Source organism: Marivita sp., assembly GCF_017643905.1.
Lineage (GTDB): Bacteria > Pseudomonadota > Alphaproteobacteria > Rhodobacterales > Rhodobacteraceae > Marivita.
Window position 1 is genome coordinate 1 of the sequence record NZ_JAEPMO010000039.1, and the last position, 21,752, is coordinate 21,752.

Annotated in this window: 22 protein-coding genes; 10 read left to right on the plus strand and 12 right to left on the minus strand. The window is 60.6% G+C overall.

Translation table 11 applies throughout. The features are described from left to right. Window positions 1-72 precede the first annotated feature (72 nt). The 7 genes from JJ869_RS08085 to JJ869_RS08115 all read right to left on the minus strand — a co-directional run bounded on the left by JJ869_RS08085 (window position 73) and on the right by JJ869_RS08115 (window position 7,742). Window positions 73-705: an AAA family ATPase gene (locus JJ869_RS08085; protein WP_292265956.1), complete on the minus strand. Its 633-nt coding sequence runs from the start codon at window positions 703-705 to the stop codon at window positions 73-75. Continuing rightward, the gene (locus JJ869_RS08090) at window positions 683-1,393 is read right to left on the minus strand and encodes an AAA family ATPase (protein WP_292265959.1); all 711 of its coding nucleotides are present in this window, start codon (window positions 1,391-1,393) and stop codon (window positions 683-685) included. The genes JJ869_RS08085 and JJ869_RS08090 overlap by 23 nt, the downstream gene beginning before the upstream one ends. A 284-nt stretch (window positions 1,394-1,677) precedes the next feature. Then, the gene (locus tag JJ869_RS08095) at window positions 1,678-2,715 is read right to left on the minus strand and encodes an amidase (protein ID WP_292265961.1); all 1,038 of its coding nucleotides are present in this window, start codon (window positions 2,713-2,715) and stop codon (window positions 1,678-1,680) included. Beyond that, entirely contained in the window at window positions 2,663-3,073 is a 411-nt protein-coding gene (locus JJ869_RS08100) for an amidase family protein (RefSeq protein WP_292265963.1), read from the minus strand. The genes JJ869_RS08095 and JJ869_RS08100 overlap by 53 nt, the downstream gene beginning before the upstream one ends. A gap of 107 nt (window positions 3,074-3,180) precedes the next feature. Beyond that, entirely contained in the window at window positions 3,181-3,432 is a 252-nt protein-coding gene (locus JJ869_RS08105; RefSeq protein WP_292265966.1) for a hypothetical protein, read from the minus strand. Window positions 3,433-4,004: 572 nt separating this feature from the next. After that, window positions 4,005-5,117, minus strand: a complete 1,113-nt coding sequence (locus tag JJ869_RS08110; RefSeq protein WP_292265969.1) for an AAA family ATPase — start codon at window positions 5,115-5,117, stop codon at window positions 4,005-4,007. 333 nt (window positions 5,118-5,450) lie between these two features. Continuing rightward, entirely contained in the window at window positions 5,451-7,742 is a 2,292-nt protein-coding gene (locus tag JJ869_RS08115) for an adenosylcobalamin-dependent ribonucleoside-diphosphate reductase (RefSeq protein ID WP_292265972.1), read from the minus strand. A 334-nt stretch (window positions 7,743-8,076) separates the two neighbouring features. Here JJ869_RS08115 and JJ869_RS08120 point away from each other — a divergent pair, with 334 nt between their 5' ends. The 5 genes from JJ869_RS08120 (at window position 8,077) to JJ869_RS08140 (ending at window position 11,469) form a co-directional block, all read left to right on the plus strand. Then, entirely contained in the window at window positions 8,077-8,283 is a 207-nt protein-coding gene (locus JJ869_RS08120; protein ID WP_292265974.1) for a cold-shock protein, read from the plus strand. Window positions 8,284-8,387: 104 nt separating this feature from the next. Continuing rightward, entirely contained in the window at window positions 8,388-8,606 is a 219-nt protein-coding gene (locus JJ869_RS08125; RefSeq protein ID WP_292265977.1) for a hypothetical protein, read from the plus strand. A 69-nt stretch (window positions 8,607-8,675) separates the two neighbouring features. Beyond that, window positions 8,676-9,107 carry a DUF1489 domain-containing protein gene (locus tag JJ869_RS08130; protein ID WP_292265980.1) on the plus strand — a complete coding sequence of 144 codons (432 nt, stop codon included), beginning with the start codon at window positions 8,676-8,678 and terminating at the stop codon, window positions 9,105-9,107. Window positions 9,108-9,201: 94 nt separating this feature from the next. Beyond that, a complete protein-coding gene (gene yghU, locus JJ869_RS08135; RefSeq protein WP_292265983.1) occupies window positions 9,202-10,068 on the plus strand; it encodes a glutathione-dependent disulfide-bond oxidoreductase in 867 nt (288 codons plus the stop codon). An 81-nt stretch (window positions 10,069-10,149) separates the two neighbouring features. Further along, a complete protein-coding gene (locus JJ869_RS08140; protein WP_292265985.1) occupies window positions 10,150-11,469 on the plus strand; it encodes an AarF/ABC1/UbiB kinase family protein in 1,320 nt (439 codons plus the stop codon). Between the two features lie 53 nt (window positions 11,470-11,522). Here JJ869_RS08140 and hisG read toward each other — a convergent pair whose 3' ends face one another. The 3 genes from hisG to hisS are packed head-to-tail and all read right to left on the minus strand — an operon-like array spanning window position 11,523 to window position 14,901. Further along, the gene (gene hisG, locus JJ869_RS08145; protein ID WP_292265987.1) at window positions 11,523-12,215 is read right to left on the minus strand and encodes an ATP phosphoribosyltransferase; all 693 of its coding nucleotides are present in this window, start codon (window positions 12,213-12,215) and stop codon (window positions 11,523-11,525) included. Then, complete coding sequence (locus JJ869_RS08150) at window positions 12,212-13,309, minus strand: ATP phosphoribosyltransferase regulatory subunit (RefSeq protein WP_292265989.1); 1,098 nt, start codon at window positions 13,307-13,309, stop codon at window positions 12,212-12,214. Before JJ869_RS08150 ends, hisG begins: the two co-directional genes overlap by 4 nt. Further along, window positions 13,309-14,901 carry a histidine--tRNA ligase gene (hisS, locus tag JJ869_RS08155; RefSeq protein ID WP_292265990.1) on the minus strand — a complete coding sequence of 531 codons (1,593 nt, stop codon included), beginning with the start codon at window positions 14,899-14,901 and terminating at the stop codon, window positions 13,309-13,311. The genes JJ869_RS08150 and hisS overlap by 1 nt, the downstream gene beginning before the upstream one ends. 180 nt (window positions 14,902-15,081) lie before the next feature. Here hisS and JJ869_RS08160 point away from each other — a divergent pair, with 180 nt between their 5' ends. Then, a complete protein-coding gene (locus JJ869_RS08160; RefSeq protein ID WP_292266015.1) occupies window positions 15,082-15,276 on the plus strand; it encodes a SlyX family protein in 195 nt (64 codons plus the stop codon). Window positions 15,277-15,282: 6 nt separating this feature from the next. Here JJ869_RS08160 and JJ869_RS08165 read toward each other — a convergent pair whose 3' ends face one another. Beyond that, the gene (locus JJ869_RS08165; RefSeq protein WP_292265992.1) at window positions 15,283-16,281 is read right to left on the minus strand and encodes a hypothetical protein; all 999 of its coding nucleotides are present in this window, start codon (window positions 16,279-16,281) and stop codon (window positions 15,283-15,285) included. 87 nt (window positions 16,282-16,368) lie between these two features. Further along, on the minus strand, window positions 16,369-19,869 hold the full coding sequence (gene dnaE / locus JJ869_RS08170; RefSeq protein WP_292265993.1) for a DNA polymerase III subunit alpha: 3,501 nt from the start codon (window positions 19,867-19,869) through the stop codon (window positions 16,369-16,371). Window positions 19,870-20,011: 142 nt separating this feature from the next. On the opposite strand from dnaE, the gene JJ869_RS08175 reads away from it, so the two are divergent. From JJ869_RS08175 to JJ869_RS08190, 4 genes are all read left to right on the plus strand, one after another. Next, a complete protein-coding gene (locus JJ869_RS08175; RefSeq protein ID WP_292265995.1) occupies window positions 20,012-20,311 on the plus strand; it encodes a hypothetical protein in 300 nt (99 codons plus the stop codon). 73 nt (window positions 20,312-20,384) lie between these two features. Continuing rightward, entirely contained in the window at window positions 20,385-20,714 is a 330-nt protein-coding gene (locus tag JJ869_RS08180) for a metalloregulator ArsR/SmtB family transcription factor (protein WP_292265997.1), read from the plus strand. After that, window positions 20,711-21,172 (plus strand): SRPBCC domain-containing protein, encoded by a 462-nt coding sequence (locus JJ869_RS08185; protein ID WP_292265998.1) that lies wholly within the window; start codon window positions 20,711-20,713, stop codon window positions 21,170-21,172. Before JJ869_RS08180 ends, JJ869_RS08185 begins: the two co-directional genes overlap by 4 nt. Next, entirely contained in the window at window positions 21,169-21,636 is a 468-nt protein-coding gene (locus tag JJ869_RS08190; protein WP_292265999.1) for an SRPBCC family protein, read from the plus strand. Before JJ869_RS08185 ends, JJ869_RS08190 begins: the two co-directional genes overlap by 4 nt. Window positions 21,637-21,752 lie beyond the last annotated feature (116 nt).

Here is a 21,752-nt window from a genome sequence, read left to right on the forward strand (position 1 = left end):
CGACAAGACGCACGGCGCGATCACGCAACTCAACAGGATGTGGCTTACCCATAACTGACCCCCATATCTGCCTCAAAAGCATGGAATCACAAGGCAAGCATCATGGGAATCCTGAATCTGATCAGGGGCGACACGCTCTAGGCCGCGCGCTAACACGGCCTCAGCCAATTGCTTACGATTGCTGCGCAGCGCGCTGTGCTTGACCACGCCCGCCGGGATACCATCGGAGGACAGTGCCCCCGCCGTGCGCGAGACGGCCTTCACACCGTTCAGATCAAATTCTTCGATCACATAAGGCGAGTGCGAAGTAATGATGGCTTGCCCCATATTCTTCAGCAGGTACTTGGCGATCCGGCGCTGCGCGTGGGGTGGCAGTGCGATCTCAGGTTCTTCCATCGCGAAGATGATGGTGCGGTTGCCCCGCAAATCCGCAATATGGGTCAGCAGTGCAAAGACCAGCGCGTTTACTGCGCCCGTGCCGAGGCGATTGAACGGCACGGCATGGTTGCTGCCTTGGCTCTTCAGGAAGAGTTGGACCACTTCCCGCAAGTTCTCCCGCGTCAGGTCAGAGGCATAGAAACCCGTCGCATCCTTGTCCGCCGACAAGCCGACGAAGCGCGCCATGCGATCCTTGATCTGTGTTTGAATGACTTCGAGCTGGGGAATGTCGCCAATCGCCGGATCAAGAGCGCGTAGTTGCTTCAAGGTGCTTTCCCACATCGACTCCTTCCCGGTGTCGCCAAGCCGAAGGATTGTATCGAGCAGCGAGCCGCGTTCCAGGCTGAGGGCGCGACGTCCGGTGCGCAGGGTGCGTAAATAAATGAAGCCGCACTGGATTTTCCACTCGCGCGGGAAGAAACAGCCCAGCAAACGGCTTGCCATAGTGTTCTTCGTCTTCACCAAGCTCTTCAACGGGGTGTGCGAAATACGTCGTCCCAACAAAGTCATCTTCTTTGCGCTCATAATAGCCGATAAAGGTCAGCGGCAGGGCGCGGACGACATCTTCGCCATCAGCATCCTCAGGCTCTGCGCCATACTCATCGACAAACCCACCCTTGGCATCGCTCCATGGACGGGTCTTCGAGAAGAGTTTCTTCTCCATCTCTTCAGGCAGGTGCAGCAGCACGACGTCAATCTTGATATAAACGGGATTGCCGTCCTCATCGAGATAGCGGCCTGCATGAAAGTCATGCTCATTGACGATGGGCCGGCGGTAGGCGCGCTCCGGACCTAGAACCAGTTCCAGAGCCTCACAGATTGTGGATTTGCCGGCATTGTTGCCTCCAACAAGAAGTGTGTGGCCGAGGAAATCAATTGATCCACTTTTCACACCTCTAAAATTTTCGATCAACAGTTGTCGAACAATAAGAGGTTTCCGTTCTTCTTTCAACAAATTAAGAATCCTATTCAAGCTGGAGGGCCACCATCAATAGGTGTAAACGAGCACGCTGAAGCTGCAAAACTGCAATTCGCCACCACCTTCGATTGTCACTCTACAGCTTACAGGCGCACCCGCCAAATATAAGATTACGATTGCTGCGCTGCCGCATTCGCGGGCCATGTGGAAGGCAGCTGAGGGCCGAAAATGCCTATCCTCTTGAATTAACGCCCCAAAAGAGCTGCCGACACAGCTTCGGGTCTTGACTGGCGTCAGCAAGCAAGACTGGTCGGCCCTGTTCATGCCGGATCAGACACCACAATCGCACTGCCCGCAGCCTCGATATTGCGTCCGGCGGCAAGCAGAATGTCTTCCCGGTAGCGCGGGCCGATCAGTTGCACGCCCACGGGTCGCCCCTCAACCGAGCCGGTCGCAACCGCCAGCCCTGGCATACCGAGCGCGGGAAGCGCGCGTTGGGTCAGCTGCGCTTCGAACACACGGTCAAAGCTCTGCTCTGATTTGACGTCGAGCTGCTGGTCGAAAGGCAATTCACCCGAGACCGGGCACAGGAGCACGGGATAAGTTGCTTGGAACACCTGCCACTCGCGCACGAGAGCTGCACGGGCTTGCAGCGACTGCATCAGCGACGTGAAACCGACTTCACCCGCATCCTTGGACATGCGTGCAAAGACGAATTGCGAGTCCGCTTCGGCTTCGCGCGCCAACAAGTCCGCGGCAACGAACTGTGCTTCGGCCATCCAGAGGCAGGCATTGACAGCCGCGGCCCGACGCATCGGTGGGCACACCACTTCCTCCACGGTCCATCCCGCGTCCCGCAGCCGGGCGGCTGCCTCCTGCACGGCGGCTGTCACCTCATCTGCGACAGGCATGCCATCGGGCGCGAACGCAAGCGCCACCCTTTTTGGGTAGTCGAGGGTCGTCGCAGGTGCAGGCAAGTACCACGGGTCTCTCGGATCGGGTGCCGACATGGCTGAAAAGGCGATGTCGAGATCGTCGATGTTCCGCGCAATCGGCCCCGATACAGCCATAAGCTGAGCGCCGATAAATCGGTCTGGCGCACTGGAATTATAGGCAGGCACCCGGCCCGTGGTTGGACGCAGACCATGCAAGCCACAGGCATAAGCCGGATACCTTATAGAACCCGCGATGTCCGTGCCATGCCCGATGGCACAGATCCCCGCCGCAACAGCCGCCGCAGCACCACCCGAAGACCCACCGGGCGTGATCTCTCGGTTTCTCGGGTTTAGGGTCTGACCGTGCAGGTCATTCTTGGTAAACCAGCGCAGGGAAAAGGCTGGCGTGTTCGTCCGACCCAAGATGATGCCCCCCTGCCTTGCGGATGTTGGAAACCACCGGGCTGTCTTCGGTCGCAACAAGATCCGCAAGCATCCGCAGGCCATTGGTCGTGGCGTGGCCTTTCTGATCGACATTGACCTTAATCGTGACGGGCACGCCGCAAAGCATGCCCGGATCCTCACCCCGATTGAGCGCGGCATCAACCAGCCGGGCCGCGTCAAGTGCCTCTTCGGGAAACTCCTGCACCACTGCATTGATTGACGGGTTCACGGCAGCCAACCGATCAAGATGCGCCTGCGTAACCTCGACAGCAGACACCTGCCGCGCCCTCACCTGTGCCGCGATTTGCGTCGCCGTCCATTCCCAGATTTCTGCCATCTGTTGTCCCCGAAACACCCTGTTGTTTTCAGCAAGGTGGCAGGCGTATCGGTCTTTGTCGATTGGAATGCCTCGTGACGCGCCGTGCGAGCCATGGCCGAACGCCATTACGTATCCTCGTCGTCCTTCGACTTCGGCTTGTTACCCATCGCCAGATACCTTGGTTCACCAGTCTTTGGGTTTCGCGCGAACATGATGCGGTCCCGGCGCAAACGGCGGAAGGCCATGTTCTCCCTCTGAAGTTCCATCACGGTGATCTCGCCACGAGCGAGCCTCTCCTCATCGCGCTGCCGGGACAACTCGTTCTGCCGCTTACGCTTCTCCGGGTCAAAGTACTTTGGTTCGTCGTCGCCATTCATGTGTTTGAGCTTTCACAATTCTGGATTGGCATATGTCAAAGACCCAATTGGGCATTGGGAACCCGGAGCAGCGCAGACCCGGAAGCCCGCTCCTGGTATGGTCCTCCACCCTGAGGCAAGGCGATGCTTTCGTTTGACCTGGTGTGATCCGCTCAGCAGTTTCCGGCTTTCCTTGATGATGTATCTGTTTGCGTATGTCCACATGGCGCTCCCCTGCGTGATCCATGGGCACGTCACCGATCACGCGGAAATCCACGTTTCAAGAAGCTTGTTTTCCGGTGTATCCGAATAACCGGACCAACGAGTGTTTTCGCTTTTCGGTTTTGACGCGCCCGTTTCGCATGCGCCCAAAGCCTTCATACTGCATTTGCTGACCATCGGTGAGCCCAGCGAAAATCAACGACTGTTTTCGCAGGGCCTAAGTCGCCCAGGGTCATCCATGATCGGACAACAGTTTGCTTCTGCACAGGAAACAATGCCAAGGCTTGGACGTGGAAACACTTGTGGGTCGGTGGCGCGGATCCGGGGAATCAGCTTGGCATCAGGGCAGCACCGTTAAGGTCGTTCGCGTCTCAATGCAGACGCGGTCGCCCCTCCAGCATTTCCGCCCGGGTCAGCATGCGCACCACGTCCCGGAGGCTCAGGCGCCGCCCTGTGGCTGCCGGGGCGCGCACGATGGCATCCAGAACCGCATCCCGCGCCTCGTCTGATAAGCCGAGCTTGGCGGCACGTCTGGTTGCAAAGTCCAGAAGCTGAGCCTCCGTCACGTCCGGGATCTCGATCACTGCGCATCGGCTCCGCACAGGTTCCGACACCCGATGCACATCGTTCGACGTCAGAATCCACGACAGGTGAGACATATCGAACTGAACACGAAAATACTGGCATTCCCAACCACGCGCGGTTGCTGGCTCCAGCAGCGAGAGAAGAGCATCGGCAAAGGAATAGGTCGATCCTCGCGTGGAGGTCCTTGATGTGGCCTTGCAGATTTCGTCCACGATGATGAGCAGGTTGGCTACGCGCTTGGCCAGCATGAGGTCGATCGGGCGTCCCGCTTGCGCCGTTCCCCAGCCACGCTCAAGGCCGACAAGGGCCATGCCCGCGCCGCCCTTGCTCGCGTCGATCTCAGCCATGGGAAGATGCAGCGCCTCCGCCAAGGCCCGCGTCCAGACACTCTTCCCGATGCCCGGCGGGCCGTTCAGGATCACCGGACGGATTTTGATCGGATCACCACGCTTGGCCGCCAGCCGCAACTCGTGCCATGCATACTCCGTCGCCCGTGCCATCCACGGCATCTCTTCGTGCAAGGCCGCCGCAACCTCGTCCGCCCAGTCTTCGCCGCGCGGCATCACGGCAGACATACCCTGCAGACCGGGCTTCAAACGGTCGTATTCCTCGCGCTTCAGATGGGATGTACCTGCGGCCCTCACCCGGGCTTTGGCCAGCTTCGAGGCACGCTCAGCGATGCGCCGTGTGTCGAACATGGTCAGGTCGATACCGCTGGAGAGCGTCTCTGCAAACTCGTCGAATTCGCCCACCTCGAACTCGGAGGACCGCTCGTCCTCCCCGATCAGGTCGCGGGCCAGTTTCTTCTTCCGGATCGTCTTCAGCACCTCTTTCAGGTGATCGGCGATGATGATGGGATCGGTCTCGTAATCCGGGAGGTCGATGATCTTGATGCGCATGTCGTGTCCATGTCCGTACTCTCATTGGGGGAACCACCGATGCCCTTGGGCACCGGGGGTGCTAACGCTCAGCAGCAGCGTCGTATGAGATGTCGGGTTTGGATTAGCGTGATCATGGGCCAACTGAGACGCCCTTTTGCCCCCTCCGTCAACCCCGCCAGCACCACGCAAAAAGCGCTGCACCAACCCGGTGCAGCGCTTTTCCATTTCCGTTTATTTTCAATAACTTATAGAGATATGGAAATTATATACCCCGCAAGTGGAACGTTTTTGGCCCCAAATGGAAACTTATCGGTTGGCTGATCAAATAAACAGGTCAACGACCCCGGCCAATCACCCGCACTTGCTGTGGCCGCACGACCCGCAGGTCATGCACCCTTCGACCATGCGCATGTCGTACTGGCCGCAGCTTGGGCAGGCTTTGCCGCGACCGCCGGGCAGGTTGACGACCTGTGCTTGCGGATCGGATTTCAGCCCCATGCCTTCGCCGGCAAGGAAACCGATGGCGACCATGTGCTGCTCGATCACGCCACCGATGGCAGCAAGGATCGATGGGATGTACTTGCCGTTCACCCATGCGCCACCGCGCGGGTCGAACACGGCCTTCAACTCCTCGACCACGAAGGACACATCCCCCCCGCGCCGGAACACCGCCGAGATCATCCGCGTCAGCGCAACCGTCCAGGCGAAATGCTCCATGTTCTTGGAGTTGATAAACACCTCGAACGGGCGTCGATGCCCCCCGACGATGATGTCGTTGATCGTCAGGTAGATCGCGTGTTCGCTGTCCGGCCACTTGAGCTTGTAGGTCGCACCTTCCAATGCCTTGGGCCGGTCAAGCGGTTCGGACATGTAGATCACGTCGCCATGCGGCTGCTGCGGTTCTTCATCCGATGACGTCACCACTTCAGGCGCGTCCGTCTTCTTCTCCTCCGCCACGCTCAACACCGACCCCGTCACATCGTTCGGTCGGTAGGTCGTGCAGCCCTTACAGCCGGTCTCGAACGCCTCCATGTAGACGTCCTTGAACGCCTCGAAGGAAATGTCCTCAGGGCAGTTGATCGTTTTCGAGATCGACGAATCCACCCATTTCTGCGCCGCCGCCTGCATCTTCACATGCTCCAGCGGGGCCAGAGTCTGGGAATTCACAAAGTAATCCGGCAACTCCCGATCGCCGAACTTCTCGCGCCACATCTGCACCGCGTAGTCGACCACCTCTTCCTCGATCCGCGTGCCGTCCTTCTGCAAAACCTTGCGGGTGTAGGCATAGGCAAAGACCGGCTCGATCCCCGACGACACGTTCCCGGCATAGAGCGAGATCGTCCCCGTCGGCGCAATCGACGTGAGCAGCGCGTTGCGGATACCATGTTCGCGGATCGCGTCTCGCACGTCCTCGTCCATCAACTGCATGGTGCCGGATGCGAGGTACTTCTCCGCATCGAAGAGCGGGAACGCGCCCTTTTCCTTCGCCAAGTCGACCGAAGCTAGGTACGCGGCGCGGGCAATCGCGTGCAACCAGCGCTCGGTCTGGCGCGCCGCCTCGTCCGAGCCATAACGCAGACCCAGCATCAGCAACGCATCTGCCAGCCCGGTGACGCCCAACCCGATCCGCCGTTTGGCTTGCGCCTCGGCCCGCTGCGCCTCCAGAGGAAAGCGCGAGGCATCCACCACGTTGTCCATCATCCGCACGGCGGTTGCGACCAGTTCGTTCAGCGCGTCCAGATCCAAAGCGGCGGCATCCTCGAACGGGTCCGTCACCAGCCGCGCCATGTTGATCGACCCCAAAAGGCAGGCACCATAGGGCGGCAAGGGTTGTTCACCACAGGGGTTTGTCGCCGCGATGGTTTCGACATAGCTCAGGTTGTTGGCCTGATTGATCCGGTCGATGAAGATCACGCCCGGCTCTGCATAATCATAGGTCGCGCGCATAATCCGGTTCCACAGATCGCGTGCCTGTACCGTCCGGTAGACCTTGCCATCGAAGACCAGATCCCACGACCCATCGGCCTTGACCGCCGCCATGAAGTCATCCGTCACCAGCACCGACAGGTTGAACATGCGCAGCCGCGCCGCATCTGCCTTGGCCCCGATGAAGTCCTCGATATCCGGGTGATCGCAGCGCATCGTCGCCATCATCGCCCCGCGACGCGACCCTGCGGACATGATCGTGCGGCACATCGCGTCCCACACATCCATGAAGGACAAAGGCCCGGAGGCATCCGCCGCCACACCTTTGACCCCGGCCCCCTTGGGCCGGATCGTGCTGAAATCATACCCGATGCCGCCACCCTGCTGCATCGTCAGCGCGGCCTCTTTCAGCATCTCGAAGATTCCGCCCATGCTGTCTGGAATCGTGCCCATGACAAAGCAATTGAACAAGGTCACCGACCGCGCGGTGCCAGCGCCTGCCGTGATGCGCCCTGCCGGGAGGTATTTGAAATCTTCCAAAGCGCCGTAGAACCGGTCCTCCCAGACCGCGGGCTCTGCCTCGACCTCGGCCAAGGACCGCGCGATCCTGCGCCACGTATCCTCGACTGAGCCGTCAATCGCCGTGCCGTCCGCCTCTTTGAGGCGGTACTTCATATCCCAGATCTGTTCAGCAATCGGTGCGGTAAAGCGAGACATGGCGGCGATTCCCCTGTGGCGGCAGACGGACAAGATAGCGCAAAAATCGACAAATCCACAACGTCTAGATTGCGCGGACCAATACCCTACCACATCCTGCGCCAGCTGTGGAGAACCCTGTGGATAAATCACGACGCCGATTTCTGCTCGATGCAGCTCATTTCGCCCATAACGAGAATAAACATTGTATTCTTGCCCTATGCCCCCCATATCAGTCGGGCAAAGATTCTTCCGATGACCTTCTGTTTCCTAACGGCCTCAGGCGATCCTACGACGACACTGAGCCGGGCCACCGCATGTTGCGGGTGGCGACTAAAAACTAGGAGACAACACGATGGCAAATGGCACCGTGAAATGGTTCAACGGCCAAAAAGGCTTTGGCTTTATCGCACCCGAGCATGGTTCGAAGGACATCTTCGTCCACATCTCCGCGCTCGAGCGCGCAGGTCTGCACCAGCTTGACGACGGTCAGGCTGTGACCTTCGACGTTGAAAGTGGCCGTGATGGCCGCGAAAGCGCGACAAATCTTGCTCTGGCATAAGCCTCGGTTCGATTGATTAAAAAGCGGGCGTTGTCCTTGGACAGCGCCCGTTTTTGCGTTTGACGACCCCGCATCCCCGCCCCCACCGTCAAGGAGATTGAATGATGGCCAAGCTGAACAAAGACACCCTCTTCAAAGCCACACAGACGCGGGCGGAAACCGTGATGGACAAGACCACCCGCGTCGTCCGCGAAATGCTGGACACCGAGACCGAGCAGCGCGAGGCGAAAACCCAGCGTCTGCGCAAGACCCGTCTTGAGCGCGATGCGGCAACGCCGGATGACCCAAAGCCCAAGACGCGCGCCCGTAAAAAACCTGTCTGACCGCGTGTCGCTCGCGGGTTGAACCCGCCCCCGCCGCAGCTATGATCTGGTGAACCGGGGGCGAACACAATGGCAGGCACAATCCATCTCATCAAACTCTCGGTCGGCTCCGAAAGCGTCGAGCAGATCGAGGATTGGCAACAGAACCGCTCCAAACAGCGGGCGAACGGCCAGTATTATCACGTCACCCGCATGTGGCCCAAACGCGAGACCGAGTTGCTCAACGGCGGCTCGATCTACTGGGTCATCAAGGGTCTGCTGCAAGCCCGTCAAAGGATCATCGGTCTGGAAGAGATCATCGGCGATGACGGCATCCGCCGCTGTGGTATCGTCCTCGACCCGGAACTGATCCGCACGGCAACAACTCCCAAGCGCCCCTTTCAAGGCTGGCGCTACCTCAAACCCGAAGACGCGCCGCCCGATCTGGGCAAATCACGCTTGAACGACGACACCCTGCCCCCCGAACTCGCCGGCGCGTTGGCTGAAATAGGTGTGCTCTGACCCAACCGCACATCTGATCTGCGCACTTGCACTGGCAGTTCCGCCGCACACCCCCTAGGTTTGCCCCAAACAACCAGTGATCAGGACATCCAACATGACCGACAGCTACACGCCCCCCAAGGTCTGGATTTGGGACAAGGAAAACGGCGGTAAATTCGCCAGCACCAACCGTCCCATCGCCGGTGCCACCCATGGCAAGGAACTGCCTGTCGGCAAGCACCCGTTCCAGCTTTACAGCCTTGCCACTCCGAACGGTCAGAAGGTCACCATCATGTTCGAAGAACTGCTGGCAGCCGGCCACACTGGCGCGGAATACGATGCGTGGCTCATCAAGATCGGTGATGGCGACCAGTTCGGGTCGGGCTTTGTGGACATCAACCCCAACTCCAAAATCCCGGCTCTGCGTGACCGCTCAGGCGAAAAGCCCGTGCGCGTCTTCGAATCCGCAGCTATCCTGATGCACCTTGCCGAAAAGTTCGATGCCTTCCTCGGTGCGCCGGAAAACCGCGCCGAGATGCTCAGCTGGCTCTTTTGGCAGATGGGAAGCGCGCCGTATCTTGGCGGCGGCTTTGGCCATTTCTACGCATATGCGCCCGAACCCATGGAATACCCGATCAACCGCTTCGCGATGGAGTCCAAGCGGCAGCTGGACGTGCTGGACCGGCAACTGGCCGACCGCGACTTCATCAGCGGCCCGGATTACACCATCGCCGATATGGCGATCTGGCCGTGGTATGGCGGGCTGGTTCTCGGACGGCTCTACAACGCCGCCGAATTCCTGGATGTCACCAGCTACACGAACGTCCTCCGCTGGGCCAAAGCCATCGAAGCCCGGCCTGCCGTCAAGCGCGGGCGTATGGTGAATCGGGCAACCGGGGAACCAAGCGAGCAGCTGCGCGAACGCCATGATGCGTCGGATTTCGACACCAAGACGCAAGACAAGATCGAAGCCGCCGGGTAACCGACGGCTCCGCGCGCGCCAGACCGCGAATTTGGCGCGCGCGCCCATTGCCCCGAACCACCGGGGTGTTACCTCCCCCCCATGAAAGACGAAGCCGATCCCCGCAGCCGCGCCGTTCCAACCGGACGCGCTGCCCGTGCCGCGCGCATGGGCGGGTTGGCTGGGGGTCTTCTGACGTCGGCCGCCGCAGCAGGGGCACGTTCGCTGTTTCAGGGCCGCAAGCCCTCGCCACGCGACATGTTCCTCACCCCGTCAAACGCCCAGCGCCTGACGCGGGAACTGTCGCAGATGCGCGGTGCTGCGATGAAGATGGGCCAACTCCTCTCCCTCGAAGCAGGCGATCTTCTGACCCCCGAATTGGCCGCCATGCTGCGCCCGCTGCAAGCGCAGGCCCATTTCATGCCTCCCGCTCAGCTCAAACAGGTGCTGACCAAGGCGTGGGGCGCAGATTTTACCAAAAGGTTCAAAAAGTTCGATGTCCGCCCCATCGCTGCCGCCTCCATCGGGCAGGTCCATCGCGCGCAAACCCATGACGGGCGCGATCTGGCGATCAAGGTGCAATATCCCGGCATCCGCGACAGCATCGACAGCGACCTGCGCAACCTTGCCAGCCTGATGCGCCTGTCGGGCATGATGCCCAAAGGTCTGGACCTCGCGCCTTGTCTCGACGATGCGCGCCAGCAATTGCACGAAGAAGCCGACTACGAGGCCGAAGCGCGAAGTCTGCGGCAGTTTGGCGACCTCCTGAAAAACGATCCCGATTTCATCGTCCCAGCATTCCACGAGGACCTCTCGACCCGCGACATCCTCGCGATGGAGTTCATCCCCTCCGACCCCATCGACACGCTCGAAGACGCAGATCAGACCACCCGCAACCAGATGGCGGAACGGCTGATCGCCCTGATGATGCGCGAAGTGTTCGACTTTCACCTCGTCCAGTCCGACCCCAACTTCGCAAATTTCCGCTGGCAGCCCGAGACGGGTAAGCTGGTGCTGCTGGATTTTGGCGCGACGCGGAGGCTCTCTCCAGACCTCGTGGCACGGTCTCGCGCGGTTCTCCGGCCTTCATTGGAGAATGACCTGTCCGGCATAGCTGAAGCTTTGCGCGTCCTAGGCCTGCTGTCAGACGTCCTTCCCGAGAGAACTCGCGCCGAAATCCTCAGCATGGTCGAGATGGCCAACGCCCCAATGCTGCACCCAAAAGGGTTCGACTTTGCAGACACGTCCCTTGTGGCTGAATTGCGCGACCGCGGTATGGAGCTTGGCCGCGATCGGTCAATCCAGCACATCCCGCCAACCGAAGTGCTTTACCTGCAGCGCAAGGCTGCTGGGCTGTTCCTGCTGGCCACCCGCCTCCGCGCGCAGTTCAATTTGCGCGACCTCTTCCAACGCTATTCGTAAAGCAACCAAACGCGCCGACGCGTTTGCGCAATCCGTCAACGGATTGCCCCGCGCTACACTCCCAATCGGTCGATCAACGCGCGAAGCACGTCCCGATCCACATCCGTTTTTTCAGCCACACGACTGCGGAACAACGTCGCCTGACTCTCCAGAACAGGCGGTTCATCAAGGATCTTCAGATGGTTCGCCCGCAACGTCTCCCCGGTCGTGGTGATGTCGGCAATCGCCTCAGCCGTCAGGTTCTTGACCGTGCCTTCAGTCGCACCTTGGCTGTCCACCAATTGGTAATCCGCCACGCCGCCGCGGCGCAGGTAATCCCGCACCAACCGGTGATACTTGGTCGCGATCCGCATCCGAAATCCGTGTCGGGCGCGAAACGCCGCTGCCGCGCCATCCAGATCGTCGAGCGTATCCACATCGACCCAGCATTGCGGAACCGACACGATCAGGTTCGCATGACCGAAGCCCAGCGGTGTCAGCGGTTCGACTTTCTGGTCCCATTGCACCAGCTTCTCCTGAATGAGATCATTCCCCGTCACCCCAAGGTGAATGCGGCCCGCTGCCAGTTCGCGCGGAATTTCCCCCGCCGAAAGCAGCACCAGATCAACACCATCGACCCCGCCCACCGTACCAGCATATTCGCGCTCCGATCCGGTCCGCGACAGGGTCACGCCCCGTGCGCCGAACCAGTCAAAGGTCTTTTCCATTAGCCGCCCTTTGGACGGGACACCCAGCTTGATCGTCATCGCAACCCCCCAAGCTCGACCACCAGATCGGGCCGGATCACGCCGCCCACCGCCGGGATTTCGCGCCCCTGCCCCAGCCTTCGGGTCAGCGCGTCATAGCGCCCGCCGGTCGCGACAGGGGGAAGGTCAGGTCGCGCTTCAGAATAGAAACCGAAGACGAAACCGTCATAATATTCCATCGACGTGCGGCCATAAGATGCCTCGAACGGCAGCGCATCTACGTCGATGCCGCATTTGGCCATGGCATCGCACCTTGCCTCGAAGCGGTCGAGCGCGGGCAGCAATCCGGGCATGTCGACCGCGATGTCGCGCAGGTGTTCCAACGCGTTCGGGCAGGTTTCGGACACCGAAAGCACGGCCGCAATAAGATCGACGATCTCGGCTGACATCGGTGGCTCTGCCGCATCCGCGCGAAGCGCAGCGATGCGGCTTGCGATCTCGCGGTCGCTGCGCAGGCCGATCATGACTTCTGCCTCGGGCAAAGCCGCATCCGTTGCCAGTAAGGCCGCGCGCGATGGCGGCACCGGGGTCAGTCCCGCAAAGCGCTTGACCAGAGCAGTGAACCGCGCGGGCCGCCAGATATGCCGCATCAACGCCGTGCGCCGGTCTTCGGTGGTGTCCAAACCTTCGACCATCGCGATCAGTATGCCAATATCCCCGGTCGCCGCGCGCAGGCCCAACGGGGCCAAAGCGTCAGAGAACTTCCCGAACACCTCGGCATCCGCCGCAGCAGCATTGGCACCGCCGAATTCTTCGTAGCCCACCTGCATGTATTCGCTGCGCCGGTCGGGGTGGTCTTCCTGCTTGCGGAACACCTCGCCGAAATAGGTATAGCTCGCGGGAAACCCGTCACCGTCCATATGGTACTGGACCACCGGCACGGTGAAATCCGGGCGCAGCATCATCTCGCCGCGTTCCGGGTCGGTCGTCACATAGGCCCGTGCGCGGATGTCCTCTCCATAAAGGTCCAGCAGGACTTCAGCGGGCAGCAGGATATCCGTCTCGAACCGCGCGGCACCGTCTGCAACGAAGTCGTCGCAAATAGCCTCGGCCTCAATCCTGACGCGAGACTTGTAGGGGATGTCTTGCGCCATCAGGTATAGCTTTCGAGGATCTCGCGCACCTTGGACACAAGCTGATCGCGCGGCACTTCGAACTGGTTCGGGCGGTCCTGCCATTCCTCAAGGCTCGCGCTTTCCGCTATCTTGGCACCCAAGATCAGGTCCTTGATCTGCACCACGCCATTGGCCTTTTCATCACCGCCTTCAATCACGGCCACGGGCGAATTGCGCTTGTCCGCGTATTTCAGCTGGTTGCCAAAATTCTTGGGATTGCCCAGATAGACCTCGGCCCGGATGCCCGCGCTGCGCAGTTCCGCCACCATCGCCTGATAATCGCCCATTCGGTCGCGATCCATGACTGTGACCACAACTGGTCCAACGCTCTGGCTGCCGATCCGGCCTTTTTCACGCAACGCGGCCAACAGGCGATCCACACCGATGCTGACCCCCGTGGCGGGGACCGGCTGGCCGATAAATCGCTTGACCAGATCGTCATACCGCCCGCCGCCCGCGACCGACCCGAACTGCCGTTTGCGGCCCTTTTCATCAAGGATTTCAAAGGTAAGCTCAGCCTCGAAAACGGGGCCGGTGTAATAGCCCAGACCCCGCACCACCGACGGGTCGATGACGATGCGGTCCGGCCCATAGCCTTGAGCGTTCAATAGCCGAGATATTTCGGCAAGCTCATCAACGCCCTCAATACCTTGTGGGCTGCCTTGAACAATTCGCCTAAGCTCATTCAAAGTGTTATCTTGTACTACTCGGCTAAGCTCCAAACTCTTGAACGCGCCCTCATTACTGCTAGCAACATGTCCACCACCCTGCCCGATCGGCCTCTGTATGCCCATCCCACCGAGATTTGCTTGTTGACGGCCTGAAGTCAAAAACGAAACGACTGATTCAACTTGCTCATCCGCTAGCCCCACACCATCGATAAAGGCACCTGATGCATCCAATCGGCCTTTGCCCAATAGCTGGCGGACGCCCTCTGCGCCCACTTTGTCGAATTTGTCGATAGTGCGCATTACGTCCGCTGCCTGCGCCTCGTCGGAAACAGAAATCGCCTCCAACACACCGTTCAGAACCTTCCGGTTGTTCACCCGAACAATGTAGTCCCCACGCGGAATGCCAACGACCTCAAGCGTATCCGCCAGCATCGCGCAGATCTCGGCATCCGCCGCAACCGACGCCGACCCAACCGTATCCGCATCGCATTGATAAAACTGGCGATATCGCCCCGGCCCCGGCTTTTCGTTCCGCCAGACCGGCCCCATCGCATAGCGTCGATAGGGCAGCGGCAGGTCGTTGCGGTGCTGCGCATAGACCCGCGCCAGCGGTGCGGTCAGATCATAGCGCAGCGCCAGCCAGTCACCCTTGTCGCCATCCTCGTCCTCCTGCCACGCGAACACGCCTTCATTGGGGCGGTCCACGTCGGGAAGGAACTTGCCCAGCGCGTCGACCGTCTCGACCGCCGAGCTTTCCAAAGCGTCAAAACCATAGCGATGATAGACCCCGGCGATCTGCGCCAGCATCTCGGCGCGTTCGGTCACCTCGGTGCCGAAATAGTCGCGGAAGCCCTTGGGCGTCTGCGCCTTGGGCTTGGGGGCTTTTTGCTCTTTGGCCATGGTCAATTCCCGACTGGGTTGGGGTGTCGCACCTCCTCTAAACGCTGGAACCGGAGGGGGCAAGCAGAGGTGCTGCGTGCCGTATGCCCAACCTCTTTGACAATTGGGTAAAACGACCGAGATCCGCGTCACTCCCCTCTTGCCTTTGTCGCAAGCCATGCGCATGTCACACCCATGGATATCACCACCCTTGAAGAACGCATTGCGCACCTGTTGCGCATCACCGACGACCTGTCCGACACCGTGGCCGCGCAGGCCAAGGAGATCGACCGCCTGACCGCACGGGTTGAAATGCTGATGATGCGCGAGGCTGAACGCGAAGCCGAAGGTACGGGTGGCGTGGTGTTGGGCGATGAACGCCCGCCGCATTACTAGCGCGGCTCAGTTGCCGCGGATGTCGGTTTCGACGACTTCACCGTCGTGCAGAAGGATCGTCTTCCATTCCGGGTTCGATCCGAAAGTCTCGTAAACGCTGACAAAGGCGGTGTTGCGCGCGAGGCGAGACATGGATGACCCGCAGGGTTTGTTCTTTGCGACACGGCACACCTGCGACTTCAGGGTTTCATAGGCGGCATCGGTCGATGAATAGGGCTGCACCTTGGACGGCAAGCCATAGCGGAGCTGTTCATGTGTTTCGGGGCTGCCGAAAAGCGCAAGCGCCGCGGTGAACTGCCGCGCGCAACCATCGTCGAACCCGGTCAGGTAGAAGGTGTGCGGTGTGATGGTGCCCGGCTGCGAATCATAAAGCGCGTAGACCGACCCTGACTCCGGATAGCGTTCGACGCGTGTTCCCAGATCCCGTGTCGCGACATCACAGACCCGCGCCAACGTCCCGTAGGGCAGCACGGTTCCGGCCGGCACGATCATGTAATCCGGCGCGCCGGGGTTCGGGCCTCGCGCGGGCGCAGCGGGTGTCGCGTCGGTTTGGGTTTGGGGCGGCACAGCGGCCAGCTGAACACCGTCCTCGGTCCGCGCCTCTTGCGCTGCGCGGCTCAGAAAACCCAAAAGCCCTCTGCGCGGTGCGGCGGCCGTGGCGATTGGCGCAGGTTCGTTCGCAGGCTCGGTCGTTTCGGCGAGCTCCGGCTCGGTTGCGTCTTCTGACACTACAGGCGCTGCTTCGGGCTTGTCCTCGGCCACGAGTTCCACCGATTGCGCGTCCTCGGCGGTGCCCCGGAACAGACGTCCGAAAAGACTACGCCGTTCTGGCTCGGCAGATGCGACAGGCTCTTTGGACACGATGTCAGGCTCACCGCGCAGTGCGGCCTGAATTTCACTGTCACTGACATCGGTATCGGATAGGCGCGGCACATCGCGCAAAGGGTCACTGGCGCATCCGGCCAGCAAGCCGCTCACGATCACGATCGCAACAAGTCGGATCATCAGTCCCCCCAAACTCCGATGCGGCACCCTAGCGAGGCGGCCCCGCCCCGTCCAGCAGGGCACAGGCAACATTCCGCTTCGGGCGGGTCAAAGTTCTTCGACGTCGAGAACGCCGCCCAGCGACTTGATCGCGCCTTTGATCTCCGGCGTCACGGGAAATTCACGGGGCAGCGCCACATCAACCTCACCGGGCAGGCCCGGCGCATTGAGACAACAGATGCGGATCGGCCCCTTCCCCGCCTTGGGCAATTGGTCGGCCGCGCGGGTCAGAACAGAGGCCACATGCGCGACCACATCGGGCTGATCGACAAAAATGCGCAACCCCATGCTCACGGCATCCGCCACCGCGACATCGACAGGAGCAACAGATCGCCCGAGCAGTTTGAGCTGATCGGATTCCAGCGTCGCTTCGCAGGTGACCATCACCTTCGATCCGGTCTCCAGATGATCGCGTGCGGCCTCCAACGTATCCGAGAACAGCGTGACCTCATAGGCCCCCGTCGGATCGCTGAGCTGGGCAAAGGCAAAACGGTTGCCGCGTGCGGATTTCCGTTCCTGCCGCCCGGCCACGACACCCGCCATCTTGACAACGCAAGGCCCGTTCTGCGCCTTCGCCAGCACATCATCCAGCGTCATCGCGCCCTTGCGTTTGAGCGCCGTCATGTAGTCATCAAGCGGGTGACCAGAGAGGTAGAATCCCACCGCTTTGAACTCTTCCGACAGACGTTCCGCAGGCAACCAATCCGACACCGGCGACAGGCGCGGTTCCGGCAGGTCATCGCCTGCTTCGCCAAACAACGACACCTGCGCCGAGGCACGTTGATCGTGGATCGCCGCGGAATAACCGACCAGCGCATCAAGGCTCTCGAACACGCGGCGGCGATTGCGGTCCAGCTGGTCGAACGCACCGGATCGGGCCAACATTTCCTGCGGGCGTTTCCCGACCCGTTTCAGATCCACGCGGCGGGCAAAATCGAACAACGTGACAAATGGCTTGTCGCCCCGCGCCTCGGTGATCAGCCTCATCGCCTCCACACCGACATTCTTGAGCGCGCCCAGCGCATAGACCAGCGCCCCGTCCTGCACGTCGAACATCGCCTGAGACCGGTTCACGCAAGGCGGCACCCAAGGCAGCCCAAGACCCTTTTTCACCTCTTCAAAATAGGTGGCCAGCTTGTCGGTCAGGTGAATATCGCAGTTCATCACACCGGCCATGAATTCGACCGGGTGGTTCGCCTTCAGCCAGGCCGTCTGGTAGCTCACCACCGCATAGGCGGCAGCGTGGGATTTGTTGAAGCCGTAATTGGCGAACTTTTCCAGAAGGTCGAACACCTCCGAGGCTTTCTTGGCCTCGACGCCATTCTCTGCCGCACCCTTCTCGAATTTGGGGCGTTCGGCGTCCATCGCCTCTTTGATCTTCTTGCCCATCGCGCGGCGCAGCAGGTCCGCACCGCCAAGGCTGTACCCCGCCATGACCTGTGCGATCTGCATCACCTGTTCCTGATAGACGATGATGCCCTGCGTTTCCTCAAGGATATGGTCGATCAGCGGATGGACGGATTCCCGTTCGCGCAGCCCGTTCTTCACCTCGCAATAGGTCGGGATGTTCTCCATCGGGCCGGGACGGTAGAGTGCGACAAGCGCGACGATGTCTTCGATACAGGTGGGCTTCATGCGCTTGAGGGCATCCATCATGCCCGAACTTTCCACCTGGAACACGGCGACCGTTTTCGCAGCGGCGTAAAGCTTGTAGGTCGCCTCATCGTCCAGCGGGATATGCCCGATGTCGTTCTCGGCCCCCGGCGCGGGTTGGTAAAGCTCCGTGCCATCCGCGGCGATGTGCAACGGCCGCCCGGATTTGAAGATCATGTCCAGCGCGTACTGAATCACCGTCAGGGTCTTGAGGCCAAGAAAGTCGAACTTCACGAGACCCGCCTGTTCGACCCATTTCATGTTGAACTGGGTCGCGGGCATGTCAGACCGCGGGTCCTGATAGAGCGGCACCAGCGCGTCCAGCGGCCGGTCCCCGATCACAACACCCGCAGCGTGGGTCGACGCGTTGCGCAACAGCCCCTCGACCTGCTGGCCGTAGGTCAGAAGGCGGTCCACCACCTCTTCCTCGCGCGCCATTTCACGCAGGCGGGGTTCATCTATCAGCGCCTTTTCGATGCTGACGGGTTTCACGCCCTCGACCGGGATCATCTTCGACAGACGGTCGACCTGCCCATAGGGCATCTGCAACACCCGTCCCACATCGCGCACCGCTGCCTTCGACAGAAGCGCACCGAAGGTGATGATCTGGCCCACCTTGTCGGCACCGTATTTGTCCTGAACGTAACGGATCACCTCTTCGCGACGATCCATGCAGAAGTCGATGTCGAAGTCGGGCATCGACACACGTTCCGGGTTGAGGAAGCGTTCGAACAGAAGCTGATAGCGCAGCGGGTCAAGGTCGGTGATGGTCAGCGCATAGGCCACCAGAGAGCCCGCCCCCGAGCCCCGCCCCGGCCCTACCGGAATGTCGTGATCTTTGGCCCATTTGATGAAGTCGGCCACGATCAGGAAATAGCCGGGAAACCCCATGCCCTCGATGATGCCCAACTCGAACTCAAGCCGCTTCTCGTACTCCTCGACCGAAGCCGCATGCGGGATCACCGCAAGACGGTCCTTCAACCCCTGCCGCGCCTGCCGCTTGAGTTCCTCGACCTCGTCATCCGCGAATTTCGGCAGGATCGGATCGCGCCTGTAGGCCATGAACGCACAGCGCTTGGCGATCTCCACCGTGTTCTGGGTCGCTTCCGGCAGGTCGGCAAACAGCGTCACCATTTCCTGCGGCGATTTGAAATAATGCTGCGGTGTCAGACGGCGGCGCGGTTCCTGCTGGTCGACATAAGCGCCCTCGGCGATACAGATCAGCGCGTCATGCGCTTCGTACATGTCGGATTTCGGGAAATAGACATCATTGGTCGCCACCAATGGCAGGTTCATCGTATAGGCCATCTCGACAAACGGTCGTTCGGTCAGACGCTCATTCTCAGGCAGGCCGTTGTCGCCGGGATGGCGCTGCAACTCGACATAAAGCCTGTCGCCGAAGATCTCGGCCAAACGCTGCATCACCGACTCGGCCGCACCGCGATTGCCCTGTTGCAGAATGCGCCCGACCGCGCCGTCCGGCCCACCGGACAAGCAGATCACACCCTCACTATGCTGCGCCAACTCGTCGAGCGTGACATGGGGCAACTCCCCGTCCCGCCGCAGATAAAGACAGGTGTTAAGCTTCATCAGATGCTCATACCCGGTCTCGGACTGCGCAAGAAGAACCACGGGCGCAGGCGGCTTGGCCCGTTCGCCCGGCGCGGGTTCGGCGACCCTGAGGTCCACCTGACAGCCGATAATCGGCTGAATGCCCGCGCCCGCCGCACCGACCGAAAACTCCAGCGCTGCAAACAGGTTGTTGGTGTCGGTCAAAGCAACAGCTGGCATGCCTTTGGCTGCACAGAGATCGGGCAGCTTCTTGAGCCGCACCGCCCCTTCCAGCAGCGAATATTCGGAATGCACGCGCAGATGAATGAATCGGGGATCAGCCATGCGCCTACGATATGCAGTCCGTGATCCAGGGGAAAGCCCAAGCTGTAGGTTTGGCGTGAAATCCACTTTACAATCCCGATAAAAAGAGTCAGCAATAGACGCACAATACCTGACAAAAGGAATCAGAATTATGCACAGGACAGTGGCACCCCTTCTCGCAACACTCGCCCTCGCAAGCGCCGCCGCATCAGGACCGGGCGAAACCCATCACGGTGGCACCAACTACCTCGCAAATGGCGTGCTCACCTATGCGGTGTTCGAAGCGACCATTGAACATGTCGATCTCGAAGGCTGCCCGGCGGATTTCGACGCCGATGCCAATTTCTGCCGCATGACACTCGCTTCGGATCTCGCGCATGTGTTCGTGTTTTCCTACGATGGCGACCAGCCATTGCTGGCGGTCAAAGACTATGAACTCGGCGACGGTTTCCTGCCCTTTTGAACTCCGGCTCATTGGTTAGCCAAATGGCTAGGTTTTGCTTGACAGCGGTTCGTCGGCCAAATTACCTAGCCACATGGCTAACCATCTCGACTCCGTTTTCTCAGCAATGGCCGACCCGACCCGTCGGGCGGTGATCGAACGCCTGCTCGACGGCCCCGCCAGCGTGTCCGAGTTGCACGGCCCGCATGACATGGCGCTGCCCTCTTTCCTCAAACATCTCGGAAAGCTCGAACAGGCAGGTCTGGTCCGGTCAAAGAAAACCGGCCGCACCCGAATCCTGCATATCGAAGCCGCCCCCATGGCCGCCGCCGAAGACTGGCTCTCCCGACAGCGCAAGCTGTGGGAGGGCCGTCTGGACCGCTTGCAAGCACTGGCCGAAGCTCTTGAAAGGCCCAAAGCATGACCGCCCCCATCGCCACGTTCCGCCTAACCCGTAAAATCGCCGCGTCCCAAGACCGGCTCTGGCACCTTCTGACCGACGCCAGGTCACGCGAGATCTGGGGCGCGCCGTCGGATGACGCCGTTCTGGTGCTGGACACCACCGACCTGCGCGAAGGCGGACAGGAACGCCACCGCTGCGGGCCTGCGGACAATCCCGAGTTTACCGTAGACACCCATTGGTATCACATCGACACCCCCACCCGCGCCTGTTTCACCGAAACGGTCATCGCAGGGGGACAACGGTTCGGTGTCTCGCTGGTCACCTATGTGCTGGAGGCAGACGGCCCCGCAACGACCCTAACCGTCGATGTCGCCGTGGCATCAATGACCGGCGAGGACATGCAGGCCGATTTCCATACCGGCTGGACCAGCGGCCTCGACCGTCTGGACAGCCTTATCCGCTCAGGAGACCTGACATGAACTTCAACCCCGATACCGACCTTCAGATTGAACGGCTGATGAAGGCCAGCCCGGAAACCATCTGGCGCTGCTGGGAAGAGCCGGAACTGTTCAAACAATGGTTCGTGCCACCCCCGGTCGAAGTGACGGAGGTCGAAAACGATCTGCGCCCGGGTGGCCGGGCCTTCAACGTGATGAAATTGCCGGACGGCACACTGATGGAGAATGACGGCTGTTTTCTGGTCGCGGACCGGTTCTCCCGGCTGGTCTTTACCGACGGTGTCCTACCCGGGTTCCGTCCCGCGCCGACTCCGGCGTTCATGACCGCAGACGTGCGCCTGATCCCGCAGGACGGCGGCACGCTTTATCACGCGCATGTCATGCATTCCGATTCGGCCAAGCGCGACGAACACGAAAAAATGGGCTTTTTCGACGGCTGGGGCACCACGTTTGAGCAGTTGGCCGCTCTCGTTCAACGCCTGTGAATCAGGCACTGGCACCGCAATGAACACCAAACAGGCACAAAATCTCTTGCCAAACCGCGCCACGCTTGCCTAGCCTCATCTGACAACAGGGATAACCCCGCGCGTTCTCTACGCCG

Coding starts and splice junctions, on each gene's coding strand:
- dnaE (WP_292265993.1), bottom strand. CDS start 19,869: ATGGCTGATCCCCGATTCATTCATCTGCGCGTGCATTCCGAATATTCG.
- JJ869_RS08185 (WP_292265998.1), top strand. CDS start 20,711: ATGACCGCCCCCATCGCCACGTTCCGCCTAACCCGTAAAATCGCCGCG.
- yghU (WP_292265983.1), top strand. CDS start 9,202: ATGACCGACAGCTACACGCCCCCCAAGGTCTGGATTTGGGACAAGGAA.
- JJ869_RS08165 (WP_292265992.1), bottom strand. CDS start 16,281: ATGATCCGACTTGTTGCGATCGTGATCGTGAGCGGCTTGCTGGCCGGA.
- JJ869_RS08150 (WP_292265989.1), bottom strand. CDS start 13,309: ATGGCGCAAGACATCCCCTACAAGTCTCGCGTCAGGATTGAGGCCGAG.
- hisS (WP_292265990.1), bottom strand. CDS start 14,901: ATGGCCAAAGAGCAAAAAGCCCCCAAGCCCAAGGCGCAGACGCCCAAG.
- JJ869_RS08130 (WP_292265980.1), top strand. CDS start 8,676: ATGGCAGGCACAATCCATCTCATCAAACTCTCGGTCGGCTCCGAAAGC.
- JJ869_RS08190 (WP_292265999.1), top strand. CDS start 21,169: ATGAACTTCAACCCCGATACCGACCTTCAGATTGAACGGCTGATGAAG.
- hisG (WP_292265987.1), bottom strand. CDS start 12,215: ATGACGATCAAGCTGGGTGTCCCGTCCAAAGGGCGGCTAATGGAAAAG.
- JJ869_RS08100 (WP_292265963.1), bottom strand. CDS start 3,073: ATGGCAGAAATCTGGGAATGGACGGCGACGCAAATCGCGGCACAGGTG.
- JJ869_RS08180 (WP_292265997.1), top strand. CDS start 20,385: ATGGCTAACCATCTCGACTCCGTTTTCTCAGCAATGGCCGACCCGACC.
- JJ869_RS08105 (WP_292265966.1), bottom strand. CDS start 3,432: ATGAATGGCGACGACGAACCAAAGTACTTTGACCCGGAGAAGCGTAAG.
- JJ869_RS08140 (WP_292265985.1), top strand. CDS start 10,150: ATGAAAGACGAAGCCGATCCCCGCAGCCGCGCCGTTCCAACCGGACGC.
- JJ869_RS08115 (WP_292265972.1), bottom strand. CDS start 7,742: ATGTCTCGCTTTACCGCACCGATTGCTGAACAGATCTGGGATATGAAG.
- JJ869_RS08120 (WP_292265974.1), top strand. CDS start 8,077: ATGGCAAATGGCACCGTGAAATGGTTCAACGGCCAAAAAGGCTTTGGC.
- JJ869_RS08125 (WP_292265977.1), top strand. CDS start 8,388: ATGGCCAAGCTGAACAAAGACACCCTCTTCAAAGCCACACAGACGCGG.
- JJ869_RS08110 (WP_292265969.1), bottom strand. CDS start 5,117: ATGCGCATCAAGATCATCGACCTCCCGGATTACGAGACCGATCCCATC.